Source organism: Paraburkholderia sp. FT54 (assembly GCF_031585635.1).
Taxonomy (GTDB): Bacteria; Pseudomonadota; Gammaproteobacteria; order Burkholderiales; family Burkholderiaceae; genus Paraburkholderia.
Map to the genome: position 1 here is coordinate 393,468 of NZ_CP134197.1, position 26,834 is coordinate 420,301.

Below are 26,834 nucleotides of genomic sequence, written 5' to 3' on the forward strand. Positions count from 1 at the left end.
GACGTTGAATGCGATCGCCTTTCGAGAGAAAGTGAGATCCGCTGCCCTTCATAAGAAAGCGACTCATGCTGCAGAACGGCCTGAATAATTTGTCGCCTTCCTAACTGGAAAGCGAGGCGAATCTGTTCGTCTGTGGTGTCGCCTGCCACGAGCGATTCGCAGACCGCTTCATATGAGACCGCAAACGCGCGATATCCCCACCCGAAACCGTATGCGGAAAACCGGACAGCGGACCCTTGGGACAGGTCGGGTGCCGTAATCCAGATCATGGGCTGATTCATAGCGGAACTCTGCTGAACAATTAACGTCCTCAACTGACGATCTGCTAGGTGCAGACATCGTCGACGTAGATTTCGCGACCGCCGTATGGCTGATTGACAGAATAGGGCTCGCAGTCGACATCCGGTTGATATATGTCAATGTTCTCTTGGCTGGAGAAAAATTCGTCAGCGTGTTCCTGCCGGTCGGTGAACGCCAGTCAGGACCGACGGACGTTGCGGGTTGAGGCGGCATGGGTGTGATTGACGTGGATCAATAGGCGGGGGTGAATACGCGCGTCTGGTATGGATTAGCAGCGTGGTCAACGAAGAAAGACCCGAAGGGCGGCGATTAAACGTCGTTGCTTGTTCGGTGAGCCCGTTATCCGCATGGATGCGTTCTAAAGGGATGGGAGAAGAGTTCGATGCTGACCGCGCCAACATCTGCACGAGTGTTCTCGTGCAAATAGGCAAGCCGGTTGAGAAGTTTCATATAGGTAGGATACCTTACAGATTGGACAGGACAGCATTCCATACGGCGGGCGCAGCGGCATCCTTGAGGCCGAGCTTCGCGAGATCGAACTGGCCCTTGCGAATTCGATGCGTCAGCTCGATGCCTGAAATCGTGGCCGCGGCGCTCCTGAACCGTTTGAAACCGAGCATTACATTCGTTCTCGACTTGATGTTTCGATGGTCCTGCTCGATCAGATTGTTCAGATACTTCGAGGACCGGACCTTCGTGTCTGCAGGTAGCAGCAGACCATCGACCTTCATCTCACGCACGGCCCGGTGCGAGGCGGCATACCCGTCGAGCGTGATCGTCTCCGGAGGCTGGCCCTGATGTTTGATCGCCTTGCTGAAAAAGGCTTTGGCTGCGGCCACATCGCGCTTCGCCCTGAGCATGAAGTCCACTGTCTGGCCAGTTCGATCTACCGCTCTGTACAGATAAGCCCAGTTGCCACGGATCTTCACGTAGGTCTCGTCAACGCGCCACGACCGGCCGACTGCCGTGGCAAAGCGATTCCAGCGCTTGACGAACTCCGGCGTGAACCGCTTGACCCAGCGCATGATCGTCGTGTGCGCCAGAGAAAGACCCCGTTCGGACATCATCTCGACCAGATCACGCAGGCTCAGCTTGTAACGCAGGTACCAACGAACGCACAAGACGATGACTTCGCGATCGAAATGCCGGCCTTCGAACAGCCTGTCAATTTTCCCCAACTTACTCATCTGTTCGCCCTGCACGGATCAATAAACCCCTGAGCCTAACCCGCCGGCCTCATATTTGCACCAGAACCGAACTGCAGTCCTTCACCTTCTCACATGCACCCGCACGGCATTGCAGCATGTATCACAGCGAACTTCGATTGAGCTTGTGCTCAACGGGAAGCCCTTGTAGCGTGTTAGGCACTTTTGTTAAGGGCTGCAAAGTGGACAAGCATAAGCAGGGAGAATACGACGAAGTGCAAGCCAGCCAATGTTTCGGGCAATCGCTCGTAGTCTCTGGCCAGTCGGCGGAAGCGGTTGAGCCAGCCAAAGCTGCGCTCGACCACCCAACGGCGCGGCAACAGCACGAAGCCCTTTTTCGCCTCTGGCAGCTTGATGACCTGAAGCTCGATCCCTTCGTCGAGTGCCGCCTGCGCAGGCTCTTCGCCGGTATATCCCTGATCAGCGAACGCCACCTTGACCGTCTGGCCCATGGCCTGCTGCACCTGACGCGCCAGTTCTCCGACCTGCGCGCGTTCCAGTTCGTTGGCCGGCGTGACATGCACAGCAAGCAACTGCCCCAAGGTGTCCACGGCCATGTGGACCTTCCTGCCACGTTTGCGTTTGTAGCCGTCGTAACCCGCGCGAGGACCACTCTCGCAGGTCGACTGCAGGGTCCGCCCGTCGAGAATGACCGCGCTGGGTTGACCACGGCGCTCCTGCGCGATCCGGATGATCGAACGCAGGTCATTCACCATCGCCTCGAAACAGCCTGCCTGAATCCAGCGTTGCGTCTGCTGGTAGACCAGTTCCCACGATGGAAAATCATTGGGCAACAAACGCCACGGCGCACCCGCGCGTACGATCCAGCGCAGCGCGTTGAACATCTCGCGCAGTTCGTAGCGGCGCTGCGGTGCGTCTTTGTTCATCAAGGTCAGGTACGGAGCGGCGAAGTACCACTCTTCATCCGATACATCCGTTGGGTAGGGCCTGCGTTTTTCATCTCGCCAGGATACCAGGTCCGACTCAAAGTGCCTAACACCCTCTTCTATGGGGAACTGAAAGTCAAGCCCGGTTCTAAACATTCTGTTATGCGAAATAAAACTCCTTACCCGGTCTCCACGGCCAGCCTGCGCGGTCACCTACCTTGAACAGACCCAGGTCGTACGCGATGGCGACGAGGCCGTGCTGATAGTGCTCATCAAATCGTTATCCGCTGGAGCATTGAAAAGGCGACACGCGCACAGGACAAAAATCCAATCAATTAGGGCAAGATCTTTTCTGAGTTATTCCGGAAATATTTTCAAAGAACGACAGGCATAATTTACCGCTCCAATTCTGATACATCGACATAAAAAATTAATATCTAAAACGCATTTTATGAACATAAATTGGCATTTTCCTTTCCAAATGGTTTCACCAAATAGATTAAATATTTACTTGATCTTTCTACATTGATCAGACAATATTCATTCGCCTGTCACCCCTATCAACATCCTGGATAGCCAATACTCTGAAGGCGTAGCGCGGCCGATATAGTTTGGGTCCCCAGAATTGTTATACATATGTGAAGGTAAATTTTGTCATTCATTTTTGAATGCCGGGGGCTCCATGTCCGTCGAAAAAGAAATATTTAGTTTGCATAACTCTCTCAGAGTACAGGTTGAACGGCATGTTTTCGATACCGGGCGAAAGAGTGTAATTCTCGTGAATGGAGCATTGGCAACAACAGCGTCGTTCGGGCAAACAATCAAATACCTCGGCGAACGTTATAACGTTATCTGTTTCGACCTGCCTTATGCAGGGCAATCAAAGCAGCACAATCGCGCCGGTTTCCTGCTGACGAAAGAGGATGAAGTCGAGATCCTGCTGCGTCTGATTCAGCATTTTGAGCCGAAATACCTCTATTCCGTGTCTTGGGGAGGCCTCGCCTCATTGCTCGCACTGGCGCGGCAGCCGGCCAGCGTCGAGCGCGCGGTGATCGGATCCTTCTCTCCGTTTCTCAACGATGCGATGGTCGCCTATGTGGCCCGGGCAAGGGATCTGCTCGGTGCCGGCGAAAACCTGCAAGCCGCGCAACTCCTGAACGACACAGTGGGTAAGCACCTGCCGCGCATCCTCAAGCTTCTGAATTTCCGCTACCTGACCAGCCTGCCGAAGGAAGAACAGAGCCAGGTCGCATTCCACGTCAATCAGATACTGGCGCTGAGGCCCGAAACCTACCTCGACAAACTCGCCAACATTCGCTGCCGCGTCAAGTTCATCAACGGCGAACTCGACGAATACACCACCTCGGAAGACATTCGTACTCTGGCGCGCTACGTCATGCACGCCCACTTCGCTACTGTGCCGAACACCGGACATTTCCTCGAACTGGAGGGGCGGACGCAGGCTGCCTGCATGCGCGAAGCGATCCTCGACTTCTTTGGTGTCGACCAGAAATTCGAACGTTCACGGCTTGAGGAGCTATCTTCCACCCCCGTAGCGCAAACGTTTGCACCCTCCCTGAACACCGAGTTCGAAAGTTGAAAATGACGATCTACCACACGCTTGCCATTCTCGGCCCGTGGGCCGTCTGGCTCGCCTACTGGATGAAAGCGTCCTCCTGGGCGAAGAAAACCGTCAAACGCGAGGATCGTCTTTCGCGTACCGTTCAGTCGATTCCGCTCATCGTCGGCTGTGCATTGGTTGCGTTGCCGGATAGGCCTGCCGGCGCCTGGAGTCTGGCGAACACACATTTCGATTCGCAGCAATGGACCGGCATCGCGATCATCATCGCCGGTCTGGCTTTTTCGGTCTGGGGTCGCCGTCATCTCGGGCCGAACTGGAGCGTATCGGTCACCTTGAAGGCGGATCACGAACTGGTCCGCAGTGGTCCGTACGCGCTCGTCCGTCATCCGATCTACTCAGGCTGCCTGCTCGCAATCGCCGGTGCCGCGCTGGTCACTGAGCAATGGCGAGGCGTGATCGGCTTCGCGCTCATCTTCGCTTCGCTCGCCTACAAGGTCCGCGTGGAGGAGCGGTGGCTGTCCGAGTATTTCGGCGACCCGTACCGCGCGTACCGCCGCGAAGTACGGGCGCTCGTGCCTTGGCTCTATTGAGTTCCGCGCGACTCATGGCACAAATCGTCATCACCGCAATCGGTTCGGCAGGCGACGTTCATCCGTTGATCGGGATTGGTCGAATGCTGGTGCAGCGCGGACATCGGATCGTGTTTTGCACCCATCCGCAGTTCGCGGTGCTGGCAGAACAACACGGCTTCGCATTCGTGCCGGTCGGAACGTGGGACGAGTATGCTCAGGCGGTTGCAAGCCCTGCCTTATGGAATCCGCGTACGTCGTTTCGTACACTGTGGACCATCATCGCACCGACCATCCGGCCACACTTCGATACGCTCGCTGCGCTGGCGACCTCCGACACGATACTGGTCGGTTCGTTGTGGGCATTCGCCGCCCGCTTGATGCAGGAAGTTCATGGCACGCCCTACGTATCCGTGCAGGTGTCGCCGTCGACCCTGCTTTCCGCAAGCGCCCCGCCTACACACAAGCGTCTGACCGTGCCGATGTGGCTGCCGCTTGTGGTCAGGGCAAAGTGCATCGAAATGATCGAGAGGGGCGTGCTCGACAAAGCATGCGGCCCCGCCCTGAACGACGTGCGCGCTGCGCTGGGTCTCGCGCCGGCAAGCCGTATCCTCGGCCAATGGTTGCATTCGACAGACGGCGTGTTATGTCTGTTTCCGAACTGGTTTGCGGCCGCCCAGCCTGATTGGCCACGCAATCATTTCATGGCAGGCTTTCCGCTCTTTAACGATGTATCGCCCGAGACAGTCGACGACGAGTTGACCGACTTCCTCTCGTCGGGCGAACGGCCAGTCGTCTTCACACCGGGCTCTACACTCACGGACGAGCGCACGTATCTCGACGCCGTAGATGAAGCGCTGCGCCGCACAGGCGCGCGCGCGATCGTCCTCGCACCCGCCATCGGCAAGCGCTCGCGCGCTCGCCGTGACGTGCTGGTGCGTGACTTTGTACCGATGCGAACGCTCCTGCCACGCTGCGCAGCAATGGTCCATCACGGAGGGATCGGCACGGCCGCCCTCGCTTTCGCGGCAGGCATTCCCCAGGTCGTCACTCCGTTCGCGCACGATCAGTTCGACAATGCGCAGCGGATAGCGAGGAGTGGCTGCGGCATTCGCATCGACAGTCCTGCAAGCGGCAAAGCGCTGGCTGCGGCGCTTACTCGAGTCACCACGGACCCGTTCGTCGCGGCCCGTTGCGCGATGGCGAAAGAGCTGATCGGCACGGCCCCCAATGCCTGCGAGGCAGCCGCGCAGTATATCGAGCGGTGCGGCGATCGCCGCCCCCCGTCGGCACGCGTTCGCTCGCCTGAACGAACCTGGGAATAGAGCGTCCACATGACTATTTCAAACAGTATGGCCACACAGGACGTCGGAGCTCGGGAAGTGCCGCCACTGCGCGGCGCCTGGCTTGCGCTGTTGAGCTTCGCGCTTTCACTCGCCACCTTCATCGAGGTGCTCGACTCGACCGTCACGAACGTCGCCGTGCCGTCGATCGCAGGCAGTCTCGCCGTGTCAAACTCGCAGGCCACCTGGGTCATCAGCTCTTATTCGGTCGCGGCCGCCATTGCTGTGCCGCTGACAGGCTGGCTGTCGCAGCGGTTTGGCGAGGCGCGTCTGTTCGTCTGGTCGGTGCTGATGTTCACGCTGACTTCACTGCTGTGCGGCATGGCCGGCCACCTGGAACTGCTTGTTCTGTGCCGTGTCATGCAGGGCCTCAGTTCAGGCCCGATGGTGCCCTTGTCGCAGGCCATCCTGTTGCGTTCGTTTCCGCCGCACAGGCGAGTGCTGGCGCTCGCACTTTGGGCGATGACGGTTCTGCTCGCACCGATCTTCGGTCCGGTCCTCGGCGGCTGGATCATCGACCAGTTTTCGTGGCCGTGGATTTTCTTCATCAATCTACCGATCGGCCTGTTCGCATTCGCCGCGTGCGCAGCACTTTTGCAGCGCGAGCGTCCACATGCTCGCCAACCGCCGACAGATACGATGGGCATTGTGCTGCTCGTCGTCGGAGTTGGGGCGTTACAAGGCGTGCTCGACCTCGGGCGCGACCACGGCTGGTTCGACTCGCCGCTGATCGTCTGCCTTTCGTCGGTCGCTGCGCTCGCCCTTGTCTCGCTGCTGATCTGGGAGTCGGCCGAACCATTTCCGGTCATCGACCTCAGCCTGTTTCGCAATCGCACCTTCTCCTTCGGCGTCGCGATCATTTCGCTAGGGATGGTGAGCTTCTCGGTGATTGGCGTCATCTTTCCGCTGTGGCTGCAAACCGTGATGGGGTACACCGCGTTTCAGGCGGGTTTGACCGTTGCGCCGCTCGGCATCCTCGCACTCGTCTTTTCCATGCTGATTGGAATCTTTCTGGACCGCTTCGATGCCCGCATCGTGACGTCGTTCGGCTTTATGGTGTTTTTTGCCGTGCTGGCATGGGACGCCCACTTCACCCTGACCATGTCTTTCTCGCAGATCGTCACGCCGACGTTCATTCAAGGCATCGGCCTGCCGTGTTTTTTTATCCCGCTGAGCGCAGCGATCCTCTCGCGCATCCCCAACGAGAAGCTCGCAGCGGCGTCCGGCCTGTCGAATTTCCTGCGCACGCTGTCCGCCGCGCTCGGCACCGCGCTCAGCGTCACGTGGTGGGACAACCGGGCGGCACAGCACTACGGCACACTTGCGCAGTCGGTCACGCAGGCGTCCAGCGGTACAAGCCAATTCCTGCGATCGCTGCAAAAAACACTCGGGTTGGGTGGCAATCAATTGACCGCAGTACGCAATGTCGTTGAGCAACAGGCCTACATGATGGCGACCAACGACCTGTTTTATGTGGCAAGCCTGGTGTGCCTCGCACTCGCCATGCTGATGTGGGCAACGAAACCGTGGCACGGCGTATCCGCTGCGCGCGCCGGACACTGATACCCATCACGGTGTGACGATCATGAGCGAACCGAGCTCCTCCGCTGGTAGCGTGGCCATTGACGGTAGCGTTGCGCCGTTGCTCGGCGCATTGGTCGTGCTGTATCGACCGACTCGCCAGCACCTGGCGCATCTGATCCAATTGCGCGGGCGTGGTGCGCCTCTCCTGGTCGTCGATAACTCGCCTGCGGGATCGGCCGCGATAGCCGAGGCACTTGGCGCGCAAGGCATCGAATACCTGTGGAATGCCAATCGCGGAGGTATCGCCGGCGCTTACAATCGGGGGCTTGGACGCCTATTCGAACGCGGCTTTGGCGCCGTTGCCCTGTTCGATCAGGATTCGCAGGTGAGTGCCGATTACTTCCGGGTGATGCTCGAGTCGTGTGCGGCGCTCGGCCCGCAAGCCTTCGCCATCGGACCGCGCATCTATGACGAGAACCTCAGGCGCTTCCTGCCGCAGCTATACAGCAACGGCTTTTCGATCCGTACGCTGAGGTTCGAAGCGGGTGCGTCCTTACAGCCGTGCTCCTTTCTCCTTTCCTCGGGCTGCGTCATCTCGTGCCGCGCCTACCGGCGTTTGGGTGCGTTCGAAGAAGCGCTGTTCATCGATCATGTGGACACCGAATATTCATTGCGTGCGCTCCTGCGCGGCGTACAGTTCTATGTCGAGCCGCGGCTCACCTTGTCGCATCGGATCGGTGAAAAGCGGCAACATCGGCTCGGCCCGATTCGCCTCACCTCGATGAATCACCCCGCATTTCGACGCTATTACATGGCGCGCAACGGCATGCACCTGTGTATTCAATACATCCCGTCGCTCCCGATTGCGTTCGTACCCAATCTCATCACGCTGCTGCAAGTCTTGCAGGTGTTGCTCTTCGAATCCGGCAAGCTGGCGAAACTTTCCGGTATCGGCTGCGGGATTGTCGACGGCCTGCTCGGCAGGCTGGGACCGCTCGAATCCGCCCGCCCGCGGCTTGCTGCCCGTCTCGCGCGCAGTTGATCGATGACGCTCCCTATCTGCTGTGTCCGCCGCGCGCTGAAGTGCCTATGGGTTTGCGCGTCAGCCGCTTCGCTATCTGTGCTGGGCGCATTAGGTGGGTGCGCGGACCACGGCCCCTACCACCCGCTCGTCATGCATTCGCCCGAGGTGCTCGCCCAGACCACGAAGAATGCGGACGGCACGTGGCCGGAAGCGCGATGGTTCGCGTCGTTTCATGACAAACAACTCGATGCGCTCGTCGATGAGGCCTGTGCCGGCAACCCGGACATCCAGGTGGCCAGCGCGCGCATAGCCGAGGCGCAGTCGCAACTCGACCAGTTCGCCTCGGGCACAGGACTCACGGGCGGTGCGGCCGCGGCGGCATACAAAGCGCGCATGCCTGCAATCGACGGCGCGGCGAACGTGAACGTCGCAGGCACCACGGTCCCGATCAATCTCTTTAGCGACCCTTGGGTGTCGCCCGCAAGCGTGATTGTCGGTGCCAACTACGAACTGGATCTGTGGGGCAAGAACCGCGCGCTGACGCAAGCGCTCGTGTCCGCGCGCGATGCCGCGCGCGTCGATGCGCAGCAGGCCCGCCTGACCATCATCACTTCGCTAGTCACCCTTTACGGCCGACTCGCCTACGAGTATGCGAAGCACGACCTGCTTCAGGCGAGGCGCCATCAAGCGGACCAACTCGACGCGATCCGGCGCACGCGCGAGACGAGGGGAATCGACAGCAGCTACGGTGCGCAGCAGGAACATATCGAGCAGGCCACCCTCCGCATGCAATTGCTGGCGAATGACGATTCAATCACGCAAACGGAGTTGCAGATCGGTGTACTGACCGGCAACGGTTCGGAACGCGGCCTCTCGCTGCAACGGCCGACGCTGGCCGACTCCGACGCCTTGTCCGTACCCCCGAATCTGCCGCTCGAACTGCTCGGACGGCGCCCTGATATAGTCGCAGCGAAACTGCGCGTGCAGGCCGCGACGGCAAAGATCGCGGCAACCCGTGCGGCCTTCTATCCGAACATCAATCTGTCCGCTGCGGGTGGCCTGGCGTCGCTGAGTCTCGGCTCGCTGTTTTCGAGCGCGTCCGCATTCTTTGCATTGGGGCCGGCCGTCTCCCTGCCAATTTTCGAACGCGGCCAGTTGCGCTCGCAACTGCACGGCGACTATGCGCAAGCAGACGAAATGATCGCAATGTACAACAAGACGCTCGATAGCGCCCTTGCGGAAGTGGCGCGTTCGATTGCAACGATGCGAAACCTCACTGCACTCATCGACGAGCAGAAGCGGATCATCGCCGCGCGCGAGCAGATGCTTGCCGTTGCCAGCGAGCGGCAACGCCGCGGCCTGATCCAGCAGTCGGGCGTGCTGATGCAACGCGACATGCAGCTCGACGAACAGTTGCGGCTCCTCGAACTCGACGCGCAACGCCGCGATGCCGACGTCGCGTTGATCCGGGCACTCGGCGGCGGGTTCGTTGCGACTCAGCCGGGAACCTCCGCCGCTTCACCGGTTCAGCCCACGAATCAGGAACCTCACGAAACAATGCGTGGCACCCGCCTTTCTCTCAACCCTTCATCCAGCTGAGTCGTATGAGTACAGAAAACCTGCTTGGCGACCACGCTGCGGTGACAGAGCGCGATCCCAGCAAGATCACCCGGCGAAACCGGATGCTGGCGGTGCTATTCGGCATCGCGGCAGCCGTGGCCGTTGCGGCCGGGGTGCACTGGTTCATCTCCGGGCGCTACGCCGACGAAACGGATAATGCGTATGTCGCCGGCAACGTCGTGCCGATCGCGGCGCAGGTGGCAGGCACCGCGAGCGCGGTATTAGCCGGCAATACGCAGTACGTCAAGGTCGGGCAACCGCTTGTCCAGCTCGACGACACCGAGGCGCGCATCGCGCTGGGGCAGGCCGAAGCGCAACTGATCCGCGCTGTGAGGCAGGCCCGCAGCGCCAACTTCTCCAATGCGATGTACCGGGCCGCCGTCAACGCTCGTGCCGCGGAACTCACGCTGGCCGAACAGGCATTGAAAGCGCGCTCTGGTGCAACGGTGGAGGTGGTCTCCGGCGAGGAGTACGCGCGCGCGCGGGAATCGGTCGAGGTTGCGCAGGCCAATCTTGCCGCGGCGCGCAGTCAGCTTGCCAGCGGCCTTGCCGCGAGCGGCTCCGGGCCTATCGAAGACGATCCGGCCGTGATGCTGGCGATACAGCAATTGAAGCTCGCTTATATACGGGTCGCTCGCACGACCATCGTCGCGCCGCTCGAAGGCGCCGTGGCCCAGCGCTCGGTCCAGATCGGGCAGCCAGTACCGGTCGGCGCACAACTGATGACGGTCGTGCCGGTCAAGCAACTATGGATTGAGGCAAACTTCAAGGAAGGACAGATCCGCAACCTGCGAATCGGCCAGCCGGTTTCCGCCGTCTCCGACCTGTATGGTGCGGGAATGGTATTCCACGGTCGGATCGCCGGACTGTCGCCAGGAACGGGCAGTGCGTTTTCCATGTTGCCCCCGCAAAACGCGGCCGGCAACTGGATCAAAGTCGTTCAGCGCGTGCCTGTGGTGGTTTCCCTCGACCCTGCGGAACTGGCCGCGCATCCGCTGCGAGTCGGCCTGTCGATGACCGTGTCGGTCGATACCCATCAACTCGACGGCACGTTAAACACGGCTATCGATCCAGCGGGTGCCAGCGCTTCGCCTGCCCGCGATGAAGACATGGAGCACGCGGACTCGCTCGCAAGAAGACTTATCAAGGAAAACGACAAGATCGGTACCGGTGTGGGGGGCCTTTATCGATAATAAATAGGTGTGGAGTTTGGCTATGATGTGATGGACGACTCCAGCTAAACGGCGAGAGATTCGTGCCAAAGATCCCACCCCGACATCGTTCTGCGCCTGAAGCGTGCCGAAGGCCATCTGCGCAGCACGATTGCGATGATCGAGGCTGGCCAGAACTGCGCGGAGGTTGCGCAACAACTCCACGCCATCGAAAAAACCATCACCAACGCGCAGAAGGCGCTGATACACGACCACGAGGGCCACTGCCTCGACGCTCAGGCTGGTGCGGATGGCAGTTCTGCGAAGGCAGCACTCGCGGAGTTCAAGGAAATTACGAGATCTCTGAGACGGCCCGTTGAGACCCGGTCGTTCGTAACGCTGTCCGACCGGCCGCCGGGGTGCCACCCTTGCGATAACCGCGTGAGTGCGGCCATTTTCGCGAAGCGGCGGCCGGGCTGCCACGCAAGTTCAAGCGCGACGGCCAGGGCTTTACTGCAAATGCCGCTTCGAAGCCGGGAGCCACCGAAGCTTCGGCGAAAATCGCCTACAACGTGACCTACCAGCCGTGGGACTCGATTCTCACGACGGGGCTCTACGTCGACGACCTCGATGCGGCATTCCGCTCGTCGCTGTACCAAAGCCTGGGGATTCTGGTGGTATTGGCCGGCGTTTTATCGGCTGTTGTGGTACTGCTGAACCGCGGCATCCTCCGCTCACTGGGTGGCGAGCCGTCCTATGCCGCCGAAATCGCCAACCAGATTGCCAATAACGATCTGACTGCGGTGGTGAAGACTGCAGCCGACGACCGCTCGAGCCTGCTGTTTTCAATGAAGCGCATGCAGGAGCAACTCACGCAAACGATCGGCACGATCAAGCGTTCGGCCGATTCGATCGGCACCGCCACGCACCAGATCGCGGCGGGCAAGCAGGACCTGTCGCAGCCCACCGAAGAGCCGGTAATGTCTTGCACGGCGTCTTGCCCGTAATTTCCATCGTGGTCGTCTCACATTCGGATGCCGAATTCAGAGCCTTGAGACGATGCATATGATCAGGAAAGGCCAGATGAAGGACAACGGCGTTACCCGAACCGCTGCCGATCATTTCTATTCGCTGGTTGCGTAAGGAATCCTTGTCATTTCGGAATCTTCTTTCATTCTCGACCTTATCGCGACACAAGCAACAATGGTCTTCACCCCTTGCTGTCGAGCGTGAAATCGACCCATAGCTGCTCGGGCAGGCTCTTGCCCTCGAGCCCATGCGGCGGAGGCGGGCACACGGCGTCGCGCACGGCCGCGAGCGCGGCATGGTCGAGCTGGCCCATGCCGCTGGACGTCACGACGTGTATGTCGGACATTGCACCGTCGCGATAGACGAACCCGACGAGCGTCCGCCCGGTTATCCCTTCCATGTGGGCCGATTCTGGATAGCGCAGCGCCGCTTCGATCGCGGCGCGCAGCGCGGCCTCAAAACTCGCGTCGGGGCGGCCCGGAGCGGGGACGGGCGCTGGCGCGGGGCGCGGTGCGGGAGCGGGAGCCGGGGCGGGTTCGGTCGGCGCGGCGCTCTGTGCGGGCGCGGTGTTCGGCGCCGGAATTGGCGTGGGCGGTGGCGTGACCGGCTGCGGCTTCGGCGGCGCCGCGTGCGCGACGCGCGCCTGATGCACCGCTGGAGCGCGACGCGGCTGCACGGCCGGATTCGGCACCGGCTTCGACACTTCGCGCGCGGGGATGGGCGCGGGCATCGGCGCCTGGGCCATCGGCGGCGCCAGCGTGATCGTCATCGGCTCGGGCCGCCTCGGCGCAGAGAGGCGCGGATGAATCAGCCACGCGCCGACGCCCGCGAGCAGGAGCGCCTCGACGGCCAGCGCGAGCGTGGCAGACATATAGAGCGGCTTGCATGTGCCGGGATGCGGCGCATGCTGCGCGACGGTCGGCATCGACGACATGTCAGTCTACCTTTGCCGGTTGCGCGGCCAGCGATACCTGCGTAACGCCGGCCGCGCGGCACGCGTCCATCACGTTCACGAGCTTCTGCAACTGCGCGTCCTTCGCGCCCGCGATGGTCACCACCGTATGCGCCGGATCGGGGCGCTTCGCGAGCAGCGCGGTCAGATCGGCCGTGCTGAGCGTGCGGCCGTCGACCGACACGCTGCCGTCGGCCGCCAGCGTCACCGTCACCTTCGGCGGCGGCAGGCTCTGTGCGCTCGCGGCCGACGGCAGTTGCGTGCGCAGGCCCGCGTTCGGAATCATGTGCAGCGTGATCATGATGAAAAACACCAGCATGAAGAACATGATGTCGATCATCGGGATGATCTCGATGCGCGCCTTGCGTGCCTCAAAGTACTTCACGTCATGCTCCCCGCCGGGCGAGCGACCCGATTACCCCTTGCGGGGTTTTGGCTTCCGCATCCCGCGCGACGTGGACATCCGGGATGTCGCTCGTCAGGCGATTGACGAGCGCGGCCTTCAGCGTATCGAGCTGATGCACGACGAGTCGCACGCGACTATGCAGGCCATTGAAGAACACGAGTCCGAGCATCGCGACGAACAGGCCGGATGCCGTCGAGATCAGCGCCTCGGCGACGCCGCCTGTCACCTGGGTCGGCGCGTTGCCCGGATTCGACAGCACCTGAAACGCGTCGAACATGCCGATGATCGTGCCGAACAGGCCGAGCAGCGGCGCCAGCGTGACGGCGGTATCGAGCACCCACAGGAAGCGGTCGATGCGGGGAGCCTCGCGCATCACCGCTTCCTCGAGGCTCGCGGCGAGCGTGTCGCGATCGGCGCGTCCTGCAATCCGGCCCGCGGTTGCGATTACCTTGCCCGTCGGCAGCCCGTCGTGCCGTTGGGCCCAGACCGCGAGCGCGCTCGCGTTGAGTGCCTTGTACTGGTCCAGCTCGACAAGCGCCGCGTGCGCGTCGCGCGTGGCCCGCAGCAGGAACCACACGCGCTCGATGATGACGGTCAAAGAGACGAATAGCAGCACGGCGATCACATACAGTACACCGCCGGAATGTTGGGTAACGCGTAACAGGGTATCCATCGACATGATCGATCCTCCTCAAAAATCCGCATGCAGGGTGACGTATGCGCTCAAAGGCTCGCCGACATAAGCGCCCGCCATGTTCGCGGCGACGAAGTAGCGCCGGTTGGTCAGATTGTGGACGTTGAGGTCCACGCCCCAGTGATGCGCCCGATAACCGAACGCCGCATTCGCGATCACGTAGGCGGGCACGGAGTTGATATTCGTGATGTCGCTGTAGACGCGGCTCATGTAATTGACGCCGGCTCCGACATGAAAGCCGGGCACGCCGTAAATCGAGAAGTCGTAGGTGGTCCACAGGTTCGCCATGTACGCGGGCACGTCCTGCGGATTGTTGCCGACGGCCGATACGCCTTGCGGATTGCTCGTGACATAGGCATGTTGCGCGGTGAAATTCGCAATCAGGTGCCACTGTCGCGTGATGCTCGCATCGAGCGACGCTTCGGCGCCGCGCGTTTTCTGGCTGTCGAACACGACTGTTTCGACGCCGTTGAGCGTCAGCGGCGAAGCCACGTTGCTACGCGACACATCGAAGAGCGCGGTATTCAGCACATAGCGGTCATCGAGAAACGAGAACTTGACGCCTGCTTCGTATTGCAGCGCCGTTTCCGGCTCGCCGATGCCCGACTGCGTGTCCTCCGAGTTGAAATTCGTCAGGTAGCTACGCGAGATGCCGAAATACGGCGACATCCATGGCGTGAGCTTGTACAGCGCGCCGATGTTCCAGCTCACGGGCGCGTCGTTGCGCGTGTAGGTGTGGCCCGCGAGTACCGGCTCGCCTTCGTTGTCGACGCGGCCGGGCACCGTGATGTTCGGCGTGAGCGACGTGTCCCACCAGTCCTTGCGTACACCCGCGCGAAGCTTCAGCTGGTCGGTCACGTCCACCTGGTCAGTGGCGTACAGGCTGTAGAAATTCCCGACCAGGTGATCGTTGTCGCACGAGTGCGTCGCATTGCACTGAAACGTGAGACTCGCGATCGACGTCTCGGGCGGCACCGGGGCGAACACGTCCGGAATGTTCGGCAGGTCCGCCGTCGCGCGATCGGTATTGATCGCCTGATGCATGTACTCGAAGCCAGTCAGCAGCGTGTGGCCGACGCTGCCCGTCTTGAACTTCCATACGGGCTCGAGCTGATAGTCGAGCGTGTTATCCGAATCGTCTTGCTGACGCAACTGCCGGTGAACGACCTCGTCGCCGACGACTTGTGTGCTCGAGCTGTCGCCGTTGCCGTCGAACTCGAGGCTGCGATGCAGGAACGACAGGCGGTTGTTGATCGTCAGAAAGTCGCTGACCCGCCACGCGTCAGTCAGCGTCGGGCGCACGTAGTTCGAGCGCGCGAACGCGAACGGCGTCGAATATTTTGCGTCGATCGGCACGCTATGGATCGGCGTGCCGTTGAGATAGATCAAGCCGTACGAATCGGGCGTGGAGCGCGTGTCCTGCGCCTCGATCGAGAAGTCGAACTTGTGGTCGCCGAGCTTCCATTGAAATGCCGTCCGGATCTCCTTGTTCCAATACGCGAGATCCCGGAAGCCGTCCGAGGTCGCGCCGGTCGCGTCGACGCGATAGTTGAGACCGGGGACGCCCGTCGGCCCGGTGACGTACGCGCTGCCGGTCACCGTGCCAAACGAGGCGGCCTGCACATCTGCGCCGTAATGAAACTGGGGGGACGGCGTGTAGTGGACGATGTTGATCGTGCCACCGGGCGGCCCGCTGCCGAACAGCGCCGAACCCGGCCCTTCAAGAATCTCGACGCGCTCGACGCCGTTCAGCGAATGGACGACGCCATTCACCTGGTCGCCGTCGGAGAACCCGTCTGTGTAGACCTGCGCCTGCAGGCCACGAATCATGAAGTGATCGAAGAAGCCCTTGGCGTCCGTGCCGCCGACGCTCACGCCGCTCGCGTTGCTGACGGCCTGCTGCAGCTTCGTCGCGCCCTGCTCGGTGAGCAGCCCGCGTGGAATTTCCTGCACGCTCATCGGCAGATCGCCGAGCGCGGTGCCCGTCTTGCTGACGCCCGTGACCTGGTACGGGTCGTTGACGTTATGGTCGCGCGCGACCGCGGCCGTCGCAGCGTTGACGGACACCTCGCCGAGCGTGCCCGCAGGTTGCGTCTGTGGGGTTGGGGTCTGTTGTGCTTGCTGAGGCTGCTCCTGTTGAGCTTGTTGAGCCTTCGCAGCATGGGCGAATGACAGAGCGGCAAATAGCGCCGATACGGCAATCGCGGTTCGGGACGTGGGTACGTTCGTTGCTTTCACGCAGTACTGGCTATTGTAGTAGACGGTAGTGAAAAGGTCGGCGGGCGGCCGTCCGTAGGTACGGCGACCCGCCGTGACTGGCTACTTCGGATCTCGCGCATCGGGCAATGCAAGCCCGCCCGATGCGCTCGAACCTGACAATGCGACGATCTGCTTAGTCGTCGTCGTCGAGAGCCGCGACCGTTTTCGTGCCGTCAGCCGTGACCTTCGAGTAGATCGAGTGCGGGACGGGATACGGCTTGTCGCCCATCACGCCCTTCCATTGAACACGGTTGAACAGATCCGGCGGAACACGATCTTCCTTGGAGAAGTCGAAGTCCTTCGTCGCGTTCGCCCAGTACGTCGCGTCATGCAGCGGATGGATGTCTTCACCCTGGGCAAACTGGTTGCCGTCGGTGCCGCTCGCCACGTTGCCCACGTTCGTGCCCTTCAGGATCGTCGAAGCAGCGGCCGTGTAAGTCCACGAACCGTCCGACTTCGTGTCGAACAGGTCGGTCATCGGCTTGGCGTAGGCCGTGTTCAGATCTATGTGCTGGGTACCGAGCACGTCTTCCATGGTACGGAGCGCGTTGACCTGGCTGTAGGCGGTGCTGACGACGGCGTGCTTCTTCACGTACGCGCCGACGACGTAAGCGGGCGCGCGGTGCGAGTCAACGTGATCGGAACCGGCTTGCGAGTCATCCTCGACCACCACGATCAGCGTGTCCTGCGCATAGGGGCTGTGCGCGACCGTCTCGACCAGCTTGCCAACCGCGAAGTCGTTATCGGCTTCTTGCTGCTCAACCGAACCCATCTGGCCGACGTTCTGCGCAAAGCTGCCGGTATGGTCGGAGCCCATGCGGACGAATTCAAACGCCGGGAGCTGGCGATCCGCGACGTACTGCTGGAACTCGCGGTTCCATTCGAGTTCGCGGAAGGTGTCCGGATACGCCTGGTCGAAGCCGCGGTAGTACTGGTCCGTCAGGTTCACGAGGGACGCCTTGAGCGGGTGAGCCTGGACGTTGTTGGTACCGGCCGGGTTGAGCAGCGGGTTGGCGATCGTGCCGATCGTGCCGACGTTGTTGACCATGCCACCGTAGTTGCGGACCGAACCGCCGGCTTGCAGAACTGCGTCGTAGATGCTCGCCTTCTGATAGCCGAACGGCGCATCCGGCACCGTCACGTCGGCGATGCCGGGCAGCGCGTTGGCCGCGCCACCCGGCAGCGACGACGTAGCGCTCGTGTAGCCGCCATTCGTGGCGAAGTCGCGCATGGCGGTGGTCGCGAGGCCAATCGGCACACCGCGGTTATCGCCTTCGGATTCATACGCCATGCCGCGGCTGACGCCAGCGTAGTTCTCCTGCTGCGAAACTTCCTCGGTCGGTGTGACGTGCGCATGCTGCACCCACGACCAGCCGTCCATCGAACCGTCGCCCGGATCGGTGAAGTTGTCGAGCGTGACGAAGTTGGTAGCGATGTTGTGGAAGTTCGGCGTGGTGGCGTTGCCGTACATCGTCAGCGTCGGATCGCCGTTCGAGCCGTTGCCGAGGTCGCCTAGGATCTGGTCGTACGTGCGGTTTTCCTTGACGACGTAGATCACGTGCCTGATGCGAGCGCGCAGGAAGTTCATCGTCTCGCGATCGCTATCCGACTCCTTCTCCGAGTAGTGGTTATTTTCGTCCACCTGGGTGGTCAGCCGGGCAAGCACATCGCCCATCGGGACCGGGGCGCTGACGAGGCTGCTCTGTTCCAGACCGAACTGGTACTGTGCCTTGGTCCCCGCGGTGTAGAGCGGATTCGGGCCCGTGACCGACTTGCCGTTGATGATGTACATCTGCGAGCCATCGGCGCTCAGCGTGATGTCCTTCGGCGCATAGGCGGTCGGAATCAGGCCGTTGACATGGTAGCCGTTCTCGCCAGTGAGCGAGATCACCGCGATCGAGTTGTCGCCGTTGTTGACCGCATACAGGGTCCTGCCGTCCTTCGAAACGGTCACATTGACCGTATCGCGGCCGCTGTACTTCTTGTTGTTGCCGCTGCCCTGGTCGTTGCCGTCGCCGGACTGGCTGGCGATGTCGATTGTCTTCTCAACGTGGTGGCTGACAGTATCGATGACGGCGATCTGGTCGGCGTTCGACACCGCGACGTAGAGCTTGGACTGGTCCGGCGAGAGCGTCATGCCGTACGCATTGCCCTTCACCGGGATGCGCGTGATGAATTGCGGCGCAGCCGGGTTCGCCAGATTCAGCACCACGACTTCACGATCACGTACCGACGAGATGAACGCGGTGCCGTCGGCCTTCAGCGAAACCGCCCACGGGTATTCGCCGCCGGCGACACCCTGCTGGCCCGACGTGTTGAAAGGACGCAGGTCATATTCCGCCACGAGCGTTTTCGAGCCCGTGTCGATGATCGAGATCGAATCGTTGTAGTTGTTGGCAACGACCAGGGTCCGGCCATCAGCAGACACAGCCAGACCGCCAGCGTTCGGCTTCACACCCGAGCCGATACCCTTGGTGTGGTTTAGCGCGATGGCCGTGGTCTGGGCCCATTGGGTCGACGGGGCAGCCGACGCGCGGTTGTACACATAGACCGTGTCGTCAGCGCCCCCGGTGCCGTACAGGGTCTGGTTGCCATTCCAGGCGAGACCGTCGAACGCGTTGTTCTGGTGAATGGCTTGCACCAGCCTCGGGCTCGCCTTGTTCGCGCCCGACACGTCGTAGATGAAGATGTACTGGGTCGAATCTGCGTTGTCCAGCGTGCTGTTGTTGGCGCCCGTGTAGACGGTGTTGTAGCCAGCAGTGATCACGGCCAGCGTGTTGCCGTCCGGGCTCAGTTGCGACTTGATGGCACCGCTGACCACCTGGGTCGACTTGGCCGGAAGCTGCGGATTCAGCAACTGCTGGACGGCGCCCGGAATGGCTCTGGGGGAGATGAACTGGCCGGTCGGCAACAGTTCCATGTTGCCTTGAGGTGCTGCGCCTGCTTCAAGGGTTGGGAAAAGTACTGCACCAGTCAGTAATACTAATGTAATACCAGACTGCATCCACCTGCTTTTTTTCATTTTATATCTCCAGAAGACAAACAGAATTGAAATCTCTGCTCCTGAACTGAACTTCTCAGATCTGTCCTGTTACCCTGATTGAGTGTTCCTGTCCCTCAGCCAGTAAAATTTAACGTTTGCGCATGTCAGAAACGTGAATTAAGCGCGGGAAAAAATGCGGATTGACTGGTTGTGCATGCAACTTATTATTCAAATCCTCAGGAATTTCACTCTTTAAAAAAATAAAAAAATAAAGAATAAAAAATGCTCTCGATGGCTCTGTCGAGTTGATGCGTGGGCGCCGAGTTTGCGCAGGCTGTTCCATTTGACGGTGCTGACAACGGTCCTGCCCGCCGTATCAAGTGACTCGATCATCGCGCGCTGTCCACGCGCTTCGGCGATCACGCGCACGATGCGCGTGCGGTAGCGCAACAACGCACCGATCGGTGGGCATAGCCCGTTGCGGCTGCTCCGCGATCGTTTCATTTCCGTACGGCTATCCGTTACGGAGATACTCTTCAGCTGCGAACAACTTACGGCAACGGCCCCCGTATTTTTTACCATGATTCTAACGAGGGCATGCTTCAGCTGTATCCGCAGCTTCCTGAGGGACGGGTCATTCCCGGCGGCAGAGCGGCATCGTTCATCATCACCGGGCCTCACGGAAAACAAGGAGATGAAGTCCTCGCGGGAGACACGGTCAGTTTAAAGATTGTAGAGGCAGGTGGATATCTCAAAATGGAGGACTATGTTCACAACCGCCAAACCTTTTACGGCTTGACGTACAGGTCCCCAGAGATGTCTCCCGAGGGTGATTGGACGCTTCGAATCCGGGGCAGCGCACAATCCTTTGAGGGGGCCGAAATGGTAACGAAGCAAAGGCCGCTTGTGTCTGGGGATATCGTCCTAATTTCGCGTTTTGATAAAAAGCTGAATAAATATGTGACCATGAGCCTCTCAGGAGCTTCAGGTGTAATCGCCATGAAGAGCGACACCGATCATTTATTCAAGCAGCCTGACTGGAGCGAATATTTCTTTGTCAAACATTGTTAGGTGTCCAGGTTATGCGAAGCGCCGTGTTCAAACGGGGTCATTTTTCGCAGGGGGCGGGGTCCACGTGACCTGCCCATCCCGCCGTGCCATTCATAACGAGGAAATCCGGGGTTCTCAAGATAAATTAATCGCTGTGGTGGGTGAAGTGGTTTGGCGGCGCCACAATTCTCGCTTTATTTTCCAGTCGCTTGCGTCGATTGGATAGACCCGCCTGCGATAACCGGCCGCTCGATGGCTCCATCCGTTCGCTTCGCGTCGCCTGGTTTTCCGACGAAATTAACGACCCGGATCATCCCAATGGTCGGCGGATTAAAGGATGCTAAAAGCATTAAGGTGTGGGACCGATTTTTTCAAGCCCACGTTGCAACAATGCGTTTCCAATTTTGTGTTGTCACTGCCGAAACGCAGAGTGGGGTAAGCGCAATTCTGGCACTTAACGCACAGAAAATGGCGGAAACCGCCGAGGCCGCAAGCTTGCTTATGGCTACTCGTTCTACGCAGCAGACGTCACTTGTGGGAGCAGAAAGCTGAGGTCGCTGGGTCTCCCCGTGATGTCATATGTGCTGTAGGCCAGCCGGGTTGTGCCATCGTCCGAATAGTCGCCAGTGTCTGCAATGATAAGAGTGACGATTGTCTGGCCCGGCTTCCCGCCATCGGAAGGCAGGCGGAGGCAAATCCGCGCGTAGAGATCGGGACAATCGCAGGCTCGGTCCAGCACTTGCTCACATACGGGCAAAAGCGTTAGACCGTGGAGCGTGACCGCAAAGCCGGGCCGGTCGCTCAACGCCTTGTATGTGATGCCTTTAAGTGCGAGTCCCGGCTCCTCGTTGGGGGTCTCAAGCGCGAGTGCAAGAGCCCGCACGGCTGAGTCAAGCTTCGTTGCGCGGTCCAGCAGATATGCAACTTCGTCGGTGCGGTGGGCCATGAAGAGCTCCGTCTGAGTCGGCGGCTTTTGCGAAGGCGCGTGTGGACAGTGAATCCCGTTAGGGGCCGGTGCCATACGCCGAAAAAACCAAAAGAGGACGGTCGGCGAGTAAGCCAAGGGCAAGCATCTTTTTACGTCTACTGGTCCCAGCTTAGACGTCGTGTGGAAAGGAGGATTGATACAGGTCAATGTTCCGAAAGTCGGCACAGTCCTAACAAGTTCGTCAGACTGGCAGTCGGGCGCGGCGCCTGCGGCAGAACCAGTTCGGGAATGGCGCTTTCCAAGATATGCCGCAATCGCGTATTTCACGGGTCTGCATGGTTCATGGTCATCTGTCGATAGCTGTCGCCGGGAGGCAGAAGTGCTCGTACGTAAAAATATCCGCGAGAGTGTCGAGCGAAGAGCTTCACTGTCAAGCATCGGCGTCGGAACCGGGATCTTTCCCGGGTTTTTTACGTAGCTATTGAAACTATGTAAAAGTATCGCTGCAATTTACAAGAAGTAATCCTATCCCCACAAAAAAATCGAAATAATCGATGTAACCGTGTACCGAAAAAATATTCGCATAATCCGGTCGCAAGATTACCGAAATTCCACCCGTTTGTGGTGTTGGACAGAATGGTCGGATCGCAGGGAGTCCGGCGTGATATTAATTGGACTCGAAATGGTACTGGACTACATCGCTTAATCCAACGACCGGCTGGACCATCGCATAATTGGGCATTTGAAAGATGCCTTTGGGCATTTCCTAGCGGAATCCAGTGGTAAAACAGACTCGCGCGATAAATCATCCAGCCAACTGGGTGTACGTTCACTCCAACAAGAGAAGCCGGGAGAAGATACTCGCGCCGCACGGATAGCCTCGTTCATCTCGTCCTTCTGACGTCAGAAATTACATTTCTCTGACACGCGTCCAGCGCGGAGGAGTTTCGAGTGAGTCGATTTAATATATTTATATTAGTATTATGACCTTCGGAGAAATACAAAATAAGAAAACAGCACAGTAAATTATATGCTGGCTGGAAATTTTTTTGATTAATTCTCGAAGCAAACTAACCTAGGTATCTCTGCGAGTAATATCCGCACGTTTTGTGAAGGCTGCCAACCTCTGGCAGGAGCGCTTTGGACTAAAGGAGTTGACATGTAGACCGACAACCAACACCGAGGACCCCCGTTGCCGCGGGGATATCCTCGGCAAGAAAACTGACGTTTGACGATTTGAGTTTGGTTTCCGTTGCGACCAAAGTCAAGGAAAACTTCGCGCGTCCGTTTTCTGAATTTTGAAACCGAGCATTGGCAGAAATGCTTGCCGCACGGAGCGCATGATGATCGATTTGTCTGATTATTCAGTAAGTGAATTTCGCCGCCGCATCTCTGTGACGCGGGCAATGCAGGCGAGAGCACGCCACCAATCGAACTTGTGGGTATTCGACTCGCCCAAAATAGGTCGCCGCTTCACGGTCGCGGGAGACGTCGCGTTCATGCACATTGTTCTTCTTGAGGGGGACGTTGACGTAGTGGAGTACGAACCCGAGCCAAAGCCTGTAATGAGTATGTCAGGAGGAGAACCATACGAGACTACGCTAGACGCAATTGTGTCATTTCGAGGCGGCCGGGAAGAGTGGTGGGAGTTCAAACGTAAGTCGGATGCCAAGGCGTCACGGACCGGACGAAGCCGGAACCAACTGGATGCGCAGGCCGAAGCAGCGGCATCTGCGGGTAGATCGTATCGGACACTGACCGAAGAGGATTTGGAAGGCAAGGAGATTCTTTTTAACAACTGGCTGTCCCTCTGTGCGGCTATCACAAGATGCCGGGGAAGACCTCGGTTCCGAGAAGCCGAAATCCTGTGTAGAAGGATGTCGACCGGTCACAGCTTTCGGCTAGATGAACTCATGCAGCGCAATGACGTAGACCCAGCGATTATGCTGGCGTCGATCGCCGAACTACTCCAGAAGGACGAACTGAGAACTGATCTCGCCGACTCATCGTTCTGTCGATCGTCGATTCTGAGTTGGAGGTCAACATGAGTGGAAGAACAAGACATATCGTCCCGGTCGTTCTTCGTGATACTACACAATGGCCCGAGCTCGATCCGTCCTGTCTCGGAAAGGCTCGGGGCAACTATGAAGCACGTCGTGAAGCAATTCTTATGTATCTCGATGGCAGCAGTTTTGATGCGATCCGAGAACGAACAGGGAAGTCAAGCGATGAAGTTCGGCGCCTCCTGAAACGCTGCATTGCGCCGGCATATGACGGACGTATTTTTGGATTTCGTGCGCTTGGGCCAAATGTTCGCGTGAGCCGCTACGATCGACGAGCACCCATACTGCACTTGCCTGGCTGCGGTTCAGCCGGATGTGCCGGCGCTCTGAGCCAACTCTTTGAACGACTGCCTGAGGTTAAAGAATACATTGATGACCTAGTGCTCAAACGGCCGATGGTTGGTGAAGTGCACGAGGCAAGAATCAGGTATGTAGACATCAGGGCGGCCTTCATCCGTGAAATCAGGAAAGCCGGCCTTACAGACGACGATTGGCCATTCAATACGCAGGACCATGCCCTGCGAAGCCTAACGGAGTATTGCAAGAAACTGAGTGAGTCGAATTTGGACAGATGGGTCTCAAGCCGCTGCGGCACTGAGGCTTCACGCAGGCGAGGGTTAGGGAAGGGACTTCGACCGCTTATCAATGCCCTCAGAGCATTTGACATCGTCCAGTTGGACTTTAACTGCGTTGACGCTGCTTCAGTCATTATCCTTGCCAACCAGTATGGCGTTGAGATGAAATTGCCGGTGGCTCGTTGGTATATAGGGGTACTTGCCGAAGTATCCAGCGGAGCTATTATCGGCATACAGCTAACTTTGGAAAGTACACCAAGTGCTGACAGTGTGCTGGAAACGATTGAGAGTGCTCTAAGGCCTCATGAGCTGAGTGAGGGAGACGCACGTCTGCGATATACCCCTGATGGAAAAATCCTGATAAACGTCCTATTACCTGAGTATGCGTGGAAGGCCTTTGCGGTACTGCAACTCGACAACGCGTGGGCCCATCGTGCAATTGATGTGGTGAACAACATCATCGAAGTTACCGGCTGTGCTATCAATTTTGGACCGGTTCGCGCCTGGTGGAGGCGGAACTTCATTGAACGCCTTTTCAGTACCCTTTCGGGCCGCGGTTTGAAACGGTCACCGTCTACGTATGGGGCTAACGCGCAAGACACCACCCGAGACGATCCAAACGGGCAGGCATTGCGTTTTGAGATCCGCCTGAGTGAGCTGTTTGCAATCATCTTTGGGGTTGTCCGCGATTACAATCTCCGACCTACCGAACGATTGATGGGCGCATCGCCAACGGATGTCTTGCGAGCGGTTCAGTCAAATGCAGAAAGCAACTACTTGCCACAGCCCATTCCACTAGACCAAGTAAAGTACGGCCGAATGTTTTGGCACGCAGTAGAGTGCACGGTCCGCGGCAACATTTCGAAGCATTATCGGCCATATGTGCGCACTGACCGCTGTCGCTACACGAATGAAATTCTGTCAAGCAGATATGATCTGGTTGGGAAAAAGCTGCTTATGTATATCGATCGTCGCCATGTCCGGAATGCATGCGCCACCGTTGTTGAAACAGGAGAGATGCTTGGCGATATGATTCCAGAGGCGCGTTGGGCGCGCGAGGATTATTCGGTCCCGCAGCGCAAGCTGTTCAACAAAATAGCTCTCGCTAATGTCGGTGAAATTGAGAATGATCCGATTGGCATGTGGCGACGGGAGAAAGGACTCTCCCGCCAGGGAAAAACCAAATCAAAAACGAAATCTCCGCGGTCGTCAAAAACTGCATTGGCGATCGCGAAGAGAGTCACTAGCCGCCCAGATTCACAAAGTAGTCCAACAGTTTCCGCCGATGACCGTTTGGTGCAATCTGACGCACCCCAGACCGACCTGTTTGGCATTAAGCATACTCCTGTCATGCGGCCTGTCAAATACGGAGGGCGAAATGACAAATCCTAACTCACGCGGCGGAGAGGGCGAACGGCTTGTGGAGCATCTTTCTACGCTGTCTACCGGTGTAAGCCACTTGACTATCCAGGGGCGACTCGATCTGTTATCGATGCATCCGCTGATCAAGTCGAGTGTGGCGCTGCCTACTCCACCAGTGCGGGAACTCTATGTGGACCTGAAACGAGTCGTTCTGTTAAGAGACACGGGCTGTTGCATAACGTCACCTAGCGGCTTTGGAAAATCTTTTGCGCTAAGTCTTATACGAGCCCAGTTCGAATCTGACTTTCCGGGCCTCCCCGTGTACAAACATAGTGTGTTCATTCACCGAGCAGAATCGGTAAGGTCTTTCTTCAAACATTTCCTTGAGACTGCACGTAACCGAAACACATCAGGAGAGACCTACGACTTGCGATCCAGGCTGACGCACACCCTCGTTGACGACACAGAGTATTCAGATCTCGGGTTGATACTTTTTCTGGTCGACGAAGCTCAGGATATGTTGATGAGTGACTACGGATTTCTGAAGGATGTCTACAACGCTCTGGCAGATGAGGGGGTACATCTCATTGTTATCTTGATGGGCGAAAGTCCGAGATTTGAACGTCATCTCGAACAGTTGGTTACCGATGCGCGGTCTGATCTGATAAATCGGTTCTCGCGAAGGCAGTTTTTGTTTCGAGCTATCGAGACAACCAAAGATCTACAGTCTGTTCTTCGCGAGATCGACAACGCCGAGTTTCCCGAGGGTTCGGCGGTGAAGTGGACCGAATTTTTCTTCCCGCATGCTTTCCGAGCGGGATTCCGACTGGAAAACGAATGCAGGGCGTTTGCCGACTCTCTTGCTCGGGTAAGTAGATCACAAGGGGACGGGAAAGGCTACCCCGCAAAACAGATCTTCAGCGCGATTAGGGCCCTTGTTGTCGATAACGCCTGGCGCGATGCGCCTGATATGCTACTAGCCGACGGGCAATGGAACAAGGCAGTGCAGTGGGCAAAGATGCAGGACGCGCTGAAACTCGCGTATACGGGCGAGACCGTTAAGGCAAGTATATGATTCGCGCACCTTTCGTCATGTGGACTGGATCGGCACTAGCGCGACTCCCGAACGAATCGTGCGTGTCATCACTTTTATGGCTCTCGTGGCGCAACTCGGTCCGTGCAAAGGACGTACGACTACTTTGCACCGGTCGCACAACAATTAACCCACGCCATACATTTTTGAGACCGAAATGGATAGATGCGGAACGCGTTTTTCGGCAAACGAATTGGCGATTGCCGTCAGTGCGAGAGAGTGACGTCTTATGTCG

The 26,834-nt window shown here is 58.8% G+C and carries 22 protein-coding genes and 1 pseudogene; 14 read left to right on the forward strand and 9 right to left on the reverse strand.

Annotation, left to right across the window (positions count from 1 at the left end):
* Positions 1 to 764 precede the first annotated feature (764 nt).
* Positions 765 to 1,478, reverse strand: a complete 714-nt coding sequence (locus RI103_RS34620) for an IS6 family transposase (RefSeq protein ID WP_409077066.1) — start codon at positions 1,476 to 1,478, stop codon at positions 765 to 767.
* A gap of 182 nt (positions 1,479 to 1,660) precedes the next feature.
* Positions 1,661 to 2,392: an IS5 family transposase gene (locus tag RI103_RS34625; RefSeq protein ID WP_310819283.1), complete on the reverse strand. Its 732-nt coding sequence runs from the start codon at positions 2,390 to 2,392 to the stop codon at positions 1,661 to 1,663.
* Between the two features lie 682 nt (positions 2,393 to 3,074).
* On the opposite strand from RI103_RS34625, the gene RI103_RS34630 reads away from it, so the two are divergent.
* The 10 genes and pseudogenes from RI103_RS34630 to RI103_RS34675 all read left to right on the forward strand — a co-directional run.
* The gene (locus RI103_RS34630) at positions 3,075 to 3,992 is read left to right on the forward strand and encodes an alpha/beta hydrolase (protein WP_310819284.1); all 918 of its coding nucleotides are present in this window, start codon (positions 3,075 to 3,077) and stop codon (positions 3,990 to 3,992) included.
* Positions 3,993 to 3,994: 2 nt separating this feature from the next.
* On the forward strand, positions 3,995 to 4,564 hold the full coding sequence (locus tag RI103_RS34635) for an isoprenylcysteine carboxylmethyltransferase family protein (RefSeq protein WP_310819285.1): 570 nt from the start codon (positions 3,995 to 3,997) through the stop codon (positions 4,562 to 4,564).
* Positions 4,565 to 4,578: 14 nt separating this feature from the next.
* A complete protein-coding gene (locus RI103_RS34640; RefSeq protein WP_310819286.1) occupies positions 4,579 to 5,868 on the forward strand; it encodes a nucleotide disphospho-sugar-binding domain-containing protein in 1,290 nt (429 codons plus the stop codon).
* A gap of 9 nt (positions 5,869 to 5,877) precedes the next feature.
* Positions 5,878 to 7,449, forward strand: coding sequence for a DHA2 family efflux MFS transporter permease subunit (locus tag RI103_RS34645; protein ID WP_310819287.1), 1,572 nt, complete (start codon positions 5,878 to 5,880; stop codon positions 7,447 to 7,449).
* 22 nt (positions 7,450 to 7,471) lie between these two features.
* Positions 7,472 to 8,452 carry a glycosyltransferase family 2 protein gene (locus RI103_RS34650; protein ID WP_310819288.1) on the forward strand — a complete coding sequence of 327 codons (981 nt, stop codon included), beginning with the start codon at positions 7,472 to 7,474 and terminating at the stop codon, positions 8,450 to 8,452.
* A gap of 3 nt (positions 8,453 to 8,455) precedes the next feature.
* On the forward strand, positions 8,456 to 10,033 hold the full coding sequence (locus RI103_RS34655; protein ID WP_310819289.1) for an efflux transporter outer membrane subunit: 1,578 nt from the start codon (positions 8,456 to 8,458) through the stop codon (positions 10,031 to 10,033).
* Between the two features lie 5 nt (positions 10,034 to 10,038).
* Positions 10,039 to 11,247, forward strand: a complete 1,209-nt coding sequence (locus tag RI103_RS34660; RefSeq protein WP_310819290.1) for an HlyD family efflux transporter periplasmic adaptor subunit — start codon at positions 10,039 to 10,041, stop codon at positions 11,245 to 11,247.
* 90 nt (positions 11,248 to 11,337) lie between these two features.
* The gene (locus RI103_RS39795) at positions 11,338 to 11,781 is read left to right on the forward strand and encodes a metal-sensing transcriptional repressor (protein ID WP_409077067.1); all 444 of its coding nucleotides are present in this window, start codon (positions 11,338 to 11,340) and stop codon (positions 11,779 to 11,781) included.
* Positions 11,682 to 12,212, forward strand: a complete 531-nt coding sequence (locus tag RI103_RS34670; protein ID WP_310819375.1) for a cache domain-containing protein — start codon at positions 11,682 to 11,684, stop codon at positions 12,210 to 12,212. The genes RI103_RS39795 and RI103_RS34670 overlap by 100 nt, the downstream gene beginning before the upstream one ends.
* A gap of 34 nt (positions 12,213 to 12,246) precedes the next feature.
* Positions 12,247 to 12,348: pseudogene (locus tag RI103_RS34675) on the forward strand (IS6 family transposase); the annotation flags it as partial.
* 67 nt (positions 12,349 to 12,415) lie between these two features.
* Here the strand turns inward: RI103_RS34675 and RI103_RS34680 are convergent.
* From RI103_RS34680 to RI103_RS34705, 6 genes are all read right to left on the reverse strand, one after another.
* A complete protein-coding gene (locus RI103_RS34680; protein ID WP_310819291.1) occupies positions 12,416 to 13,168 on the reverse strand; it encodes a TonB family protein in 753 nt (250 codons plus the stop codon).
* A gap of 1 nt (position 13,169) precedes the next feature.
* On the reverse strand, positions 13,170 to 13,571 hold the full coding sequence (locus RI103_RS34685; protein ID WP_310819292.1) for a biopolymer transporter ExbD: 402 nt from the start codon (positions 13,569 to 13,571) through the stop codon (positions 13,170 to 13,172).
* A 1-nt stretch (position 13,572) separates the two neighbouring features.
* On the reverse strand, positions 13,573 to 14,271 hold the full coding sequence (locus tag RI103_RS34690) for a MotA/TolQ/ExbB proton channel family protein (protein ID WP_310819293.1): 699 nt from the start codon (positions 14,269 to 14,271) through the stop codon (positions 13,573 to 13,575).
* 12 nt (positions 14,272 to 14,283) lie between these two features.
* Entirely contained in the window at positions 14,284 to 16,353 is a 2,070-nt protein-coding gene (locus tag RI103_RS34695; RefSeq protein WP_310819294.1) for a TonB-dependent siderophore receptor, read from the reverse strand.
* Positions 16,354 to 16,678: 325 nt separating this feature from the next.
* Positions 16,679 to 19,465 (reverse strand): bifunctional YncE family protein/alkaline phosphatase family protein, encoded by a 2,787-nt coding sequence (locus RI103_RS34700; protein WP_310819295.1) that lies wholly within the window; start codon positions 19,463 to 19,465, stop codon positions 16,679 to 16,681.
* A 315-nt stretch (positions 19,466 to 19,780) separates the two neighbouring features.
* Positions 19,781 to 20,110, reverse strand: a complete 330-nt coding sequence (locus RI103_RS34705) for a hypothetical protein (RefSeq protein WP_310819296.1) — start codon at positions 20,108 to 20,110, stop codon at positions 19,781 to 19,783.
* Positions 20,111 to 20,125: 15 nt separating this feature from the next.
* Here RI103_RS34705 and RI103_RS34710 point away from each other — a divergent pair, with 15 nt between their 5' ends.
* Positions 20,126 to 20,599, forward strand: a complete 474-nt coding sequence (locus RI103_RS34710) for a hypothetical protein (RefSeq protein ID WP_310819297.1) — start codon at positions 20,126 to 20,128, stop codon at positions 20,597 to 20,599.
* 493 nt (positions 20,600 to 21,092) lie between these two features.
* On the opposite strand, the gene RI103_RS34715 is transcribed toward RI103_RS34710, so the two are convergent.
* Positions 21,093 to 21,524 carry a hypothetical protein gene (locus RI103_RS34715; protein WP_310819298.1) on the reverse strand — a complete coding sequence of 144 codons (432 nt, stop codon included), beginning with the start codon at positions 21,522 to 21,524 and terminating at the stop codon, positions 21,093 to 21,095.
* Positions 21,525 to 22,846: 1,322 nt separating this feature from the next.
* Here RI103_RS34715 and RI103_RS34720 point away from each other — a divergent pair.
* From RI103_RS34720 to RI103_RS34730, 3 genes are read left to right on the forward strand one after another with little or no spacing between them, the layout of a single operon-like run.
* Positions 22,847 to 23,554: a hypothetical protein gene (locus RI103_RS34720; RefSeq protein WP_310819299.1), complete on the forward strand. Its 708-nt coding sequence runs from the start codon at positions 22,847 to 22,849 to the stop codon at positions 23,552 to 23,554.
* Positions 23,551 to 25,536 carry a hypothetical protein gene (locus RI103_RS34725; RefSeq protein ID WP_310819300.1) on the forward strand — a complete coding sequence of 662 codons (1,986 nt, stop codon included), beginning with the start codon at positions 23,551 to 23,553 and terminating at the stop codon, positions 25,534 to 25,536. The genes RI103_RS34720 and RI103_RS34725 overlap by 4 nt, the downstream gene beginning before the upstream one ends.
* Positions 25,523 to 26,581 carry an AAA family ATPase gene (locus tag RI103_RS34730; RefSeq protein ID WP_310819301.1) on the forward strand — a complete coding sequence of 353 codons (1,059 nt, stop codon included), beginning with the start codon at positions 25,523 to 25,525 and terminating at the stop codon, positions 26,579 to 26,581. The genes RI103_RS34725 and RI103_RS34730 overlap by 14 nt, the downstream gene beginning before the upstream one ends.
* The last annotated feature ends 253 nt before the right edge of the window (positions 26,582 to 26,834 follow it).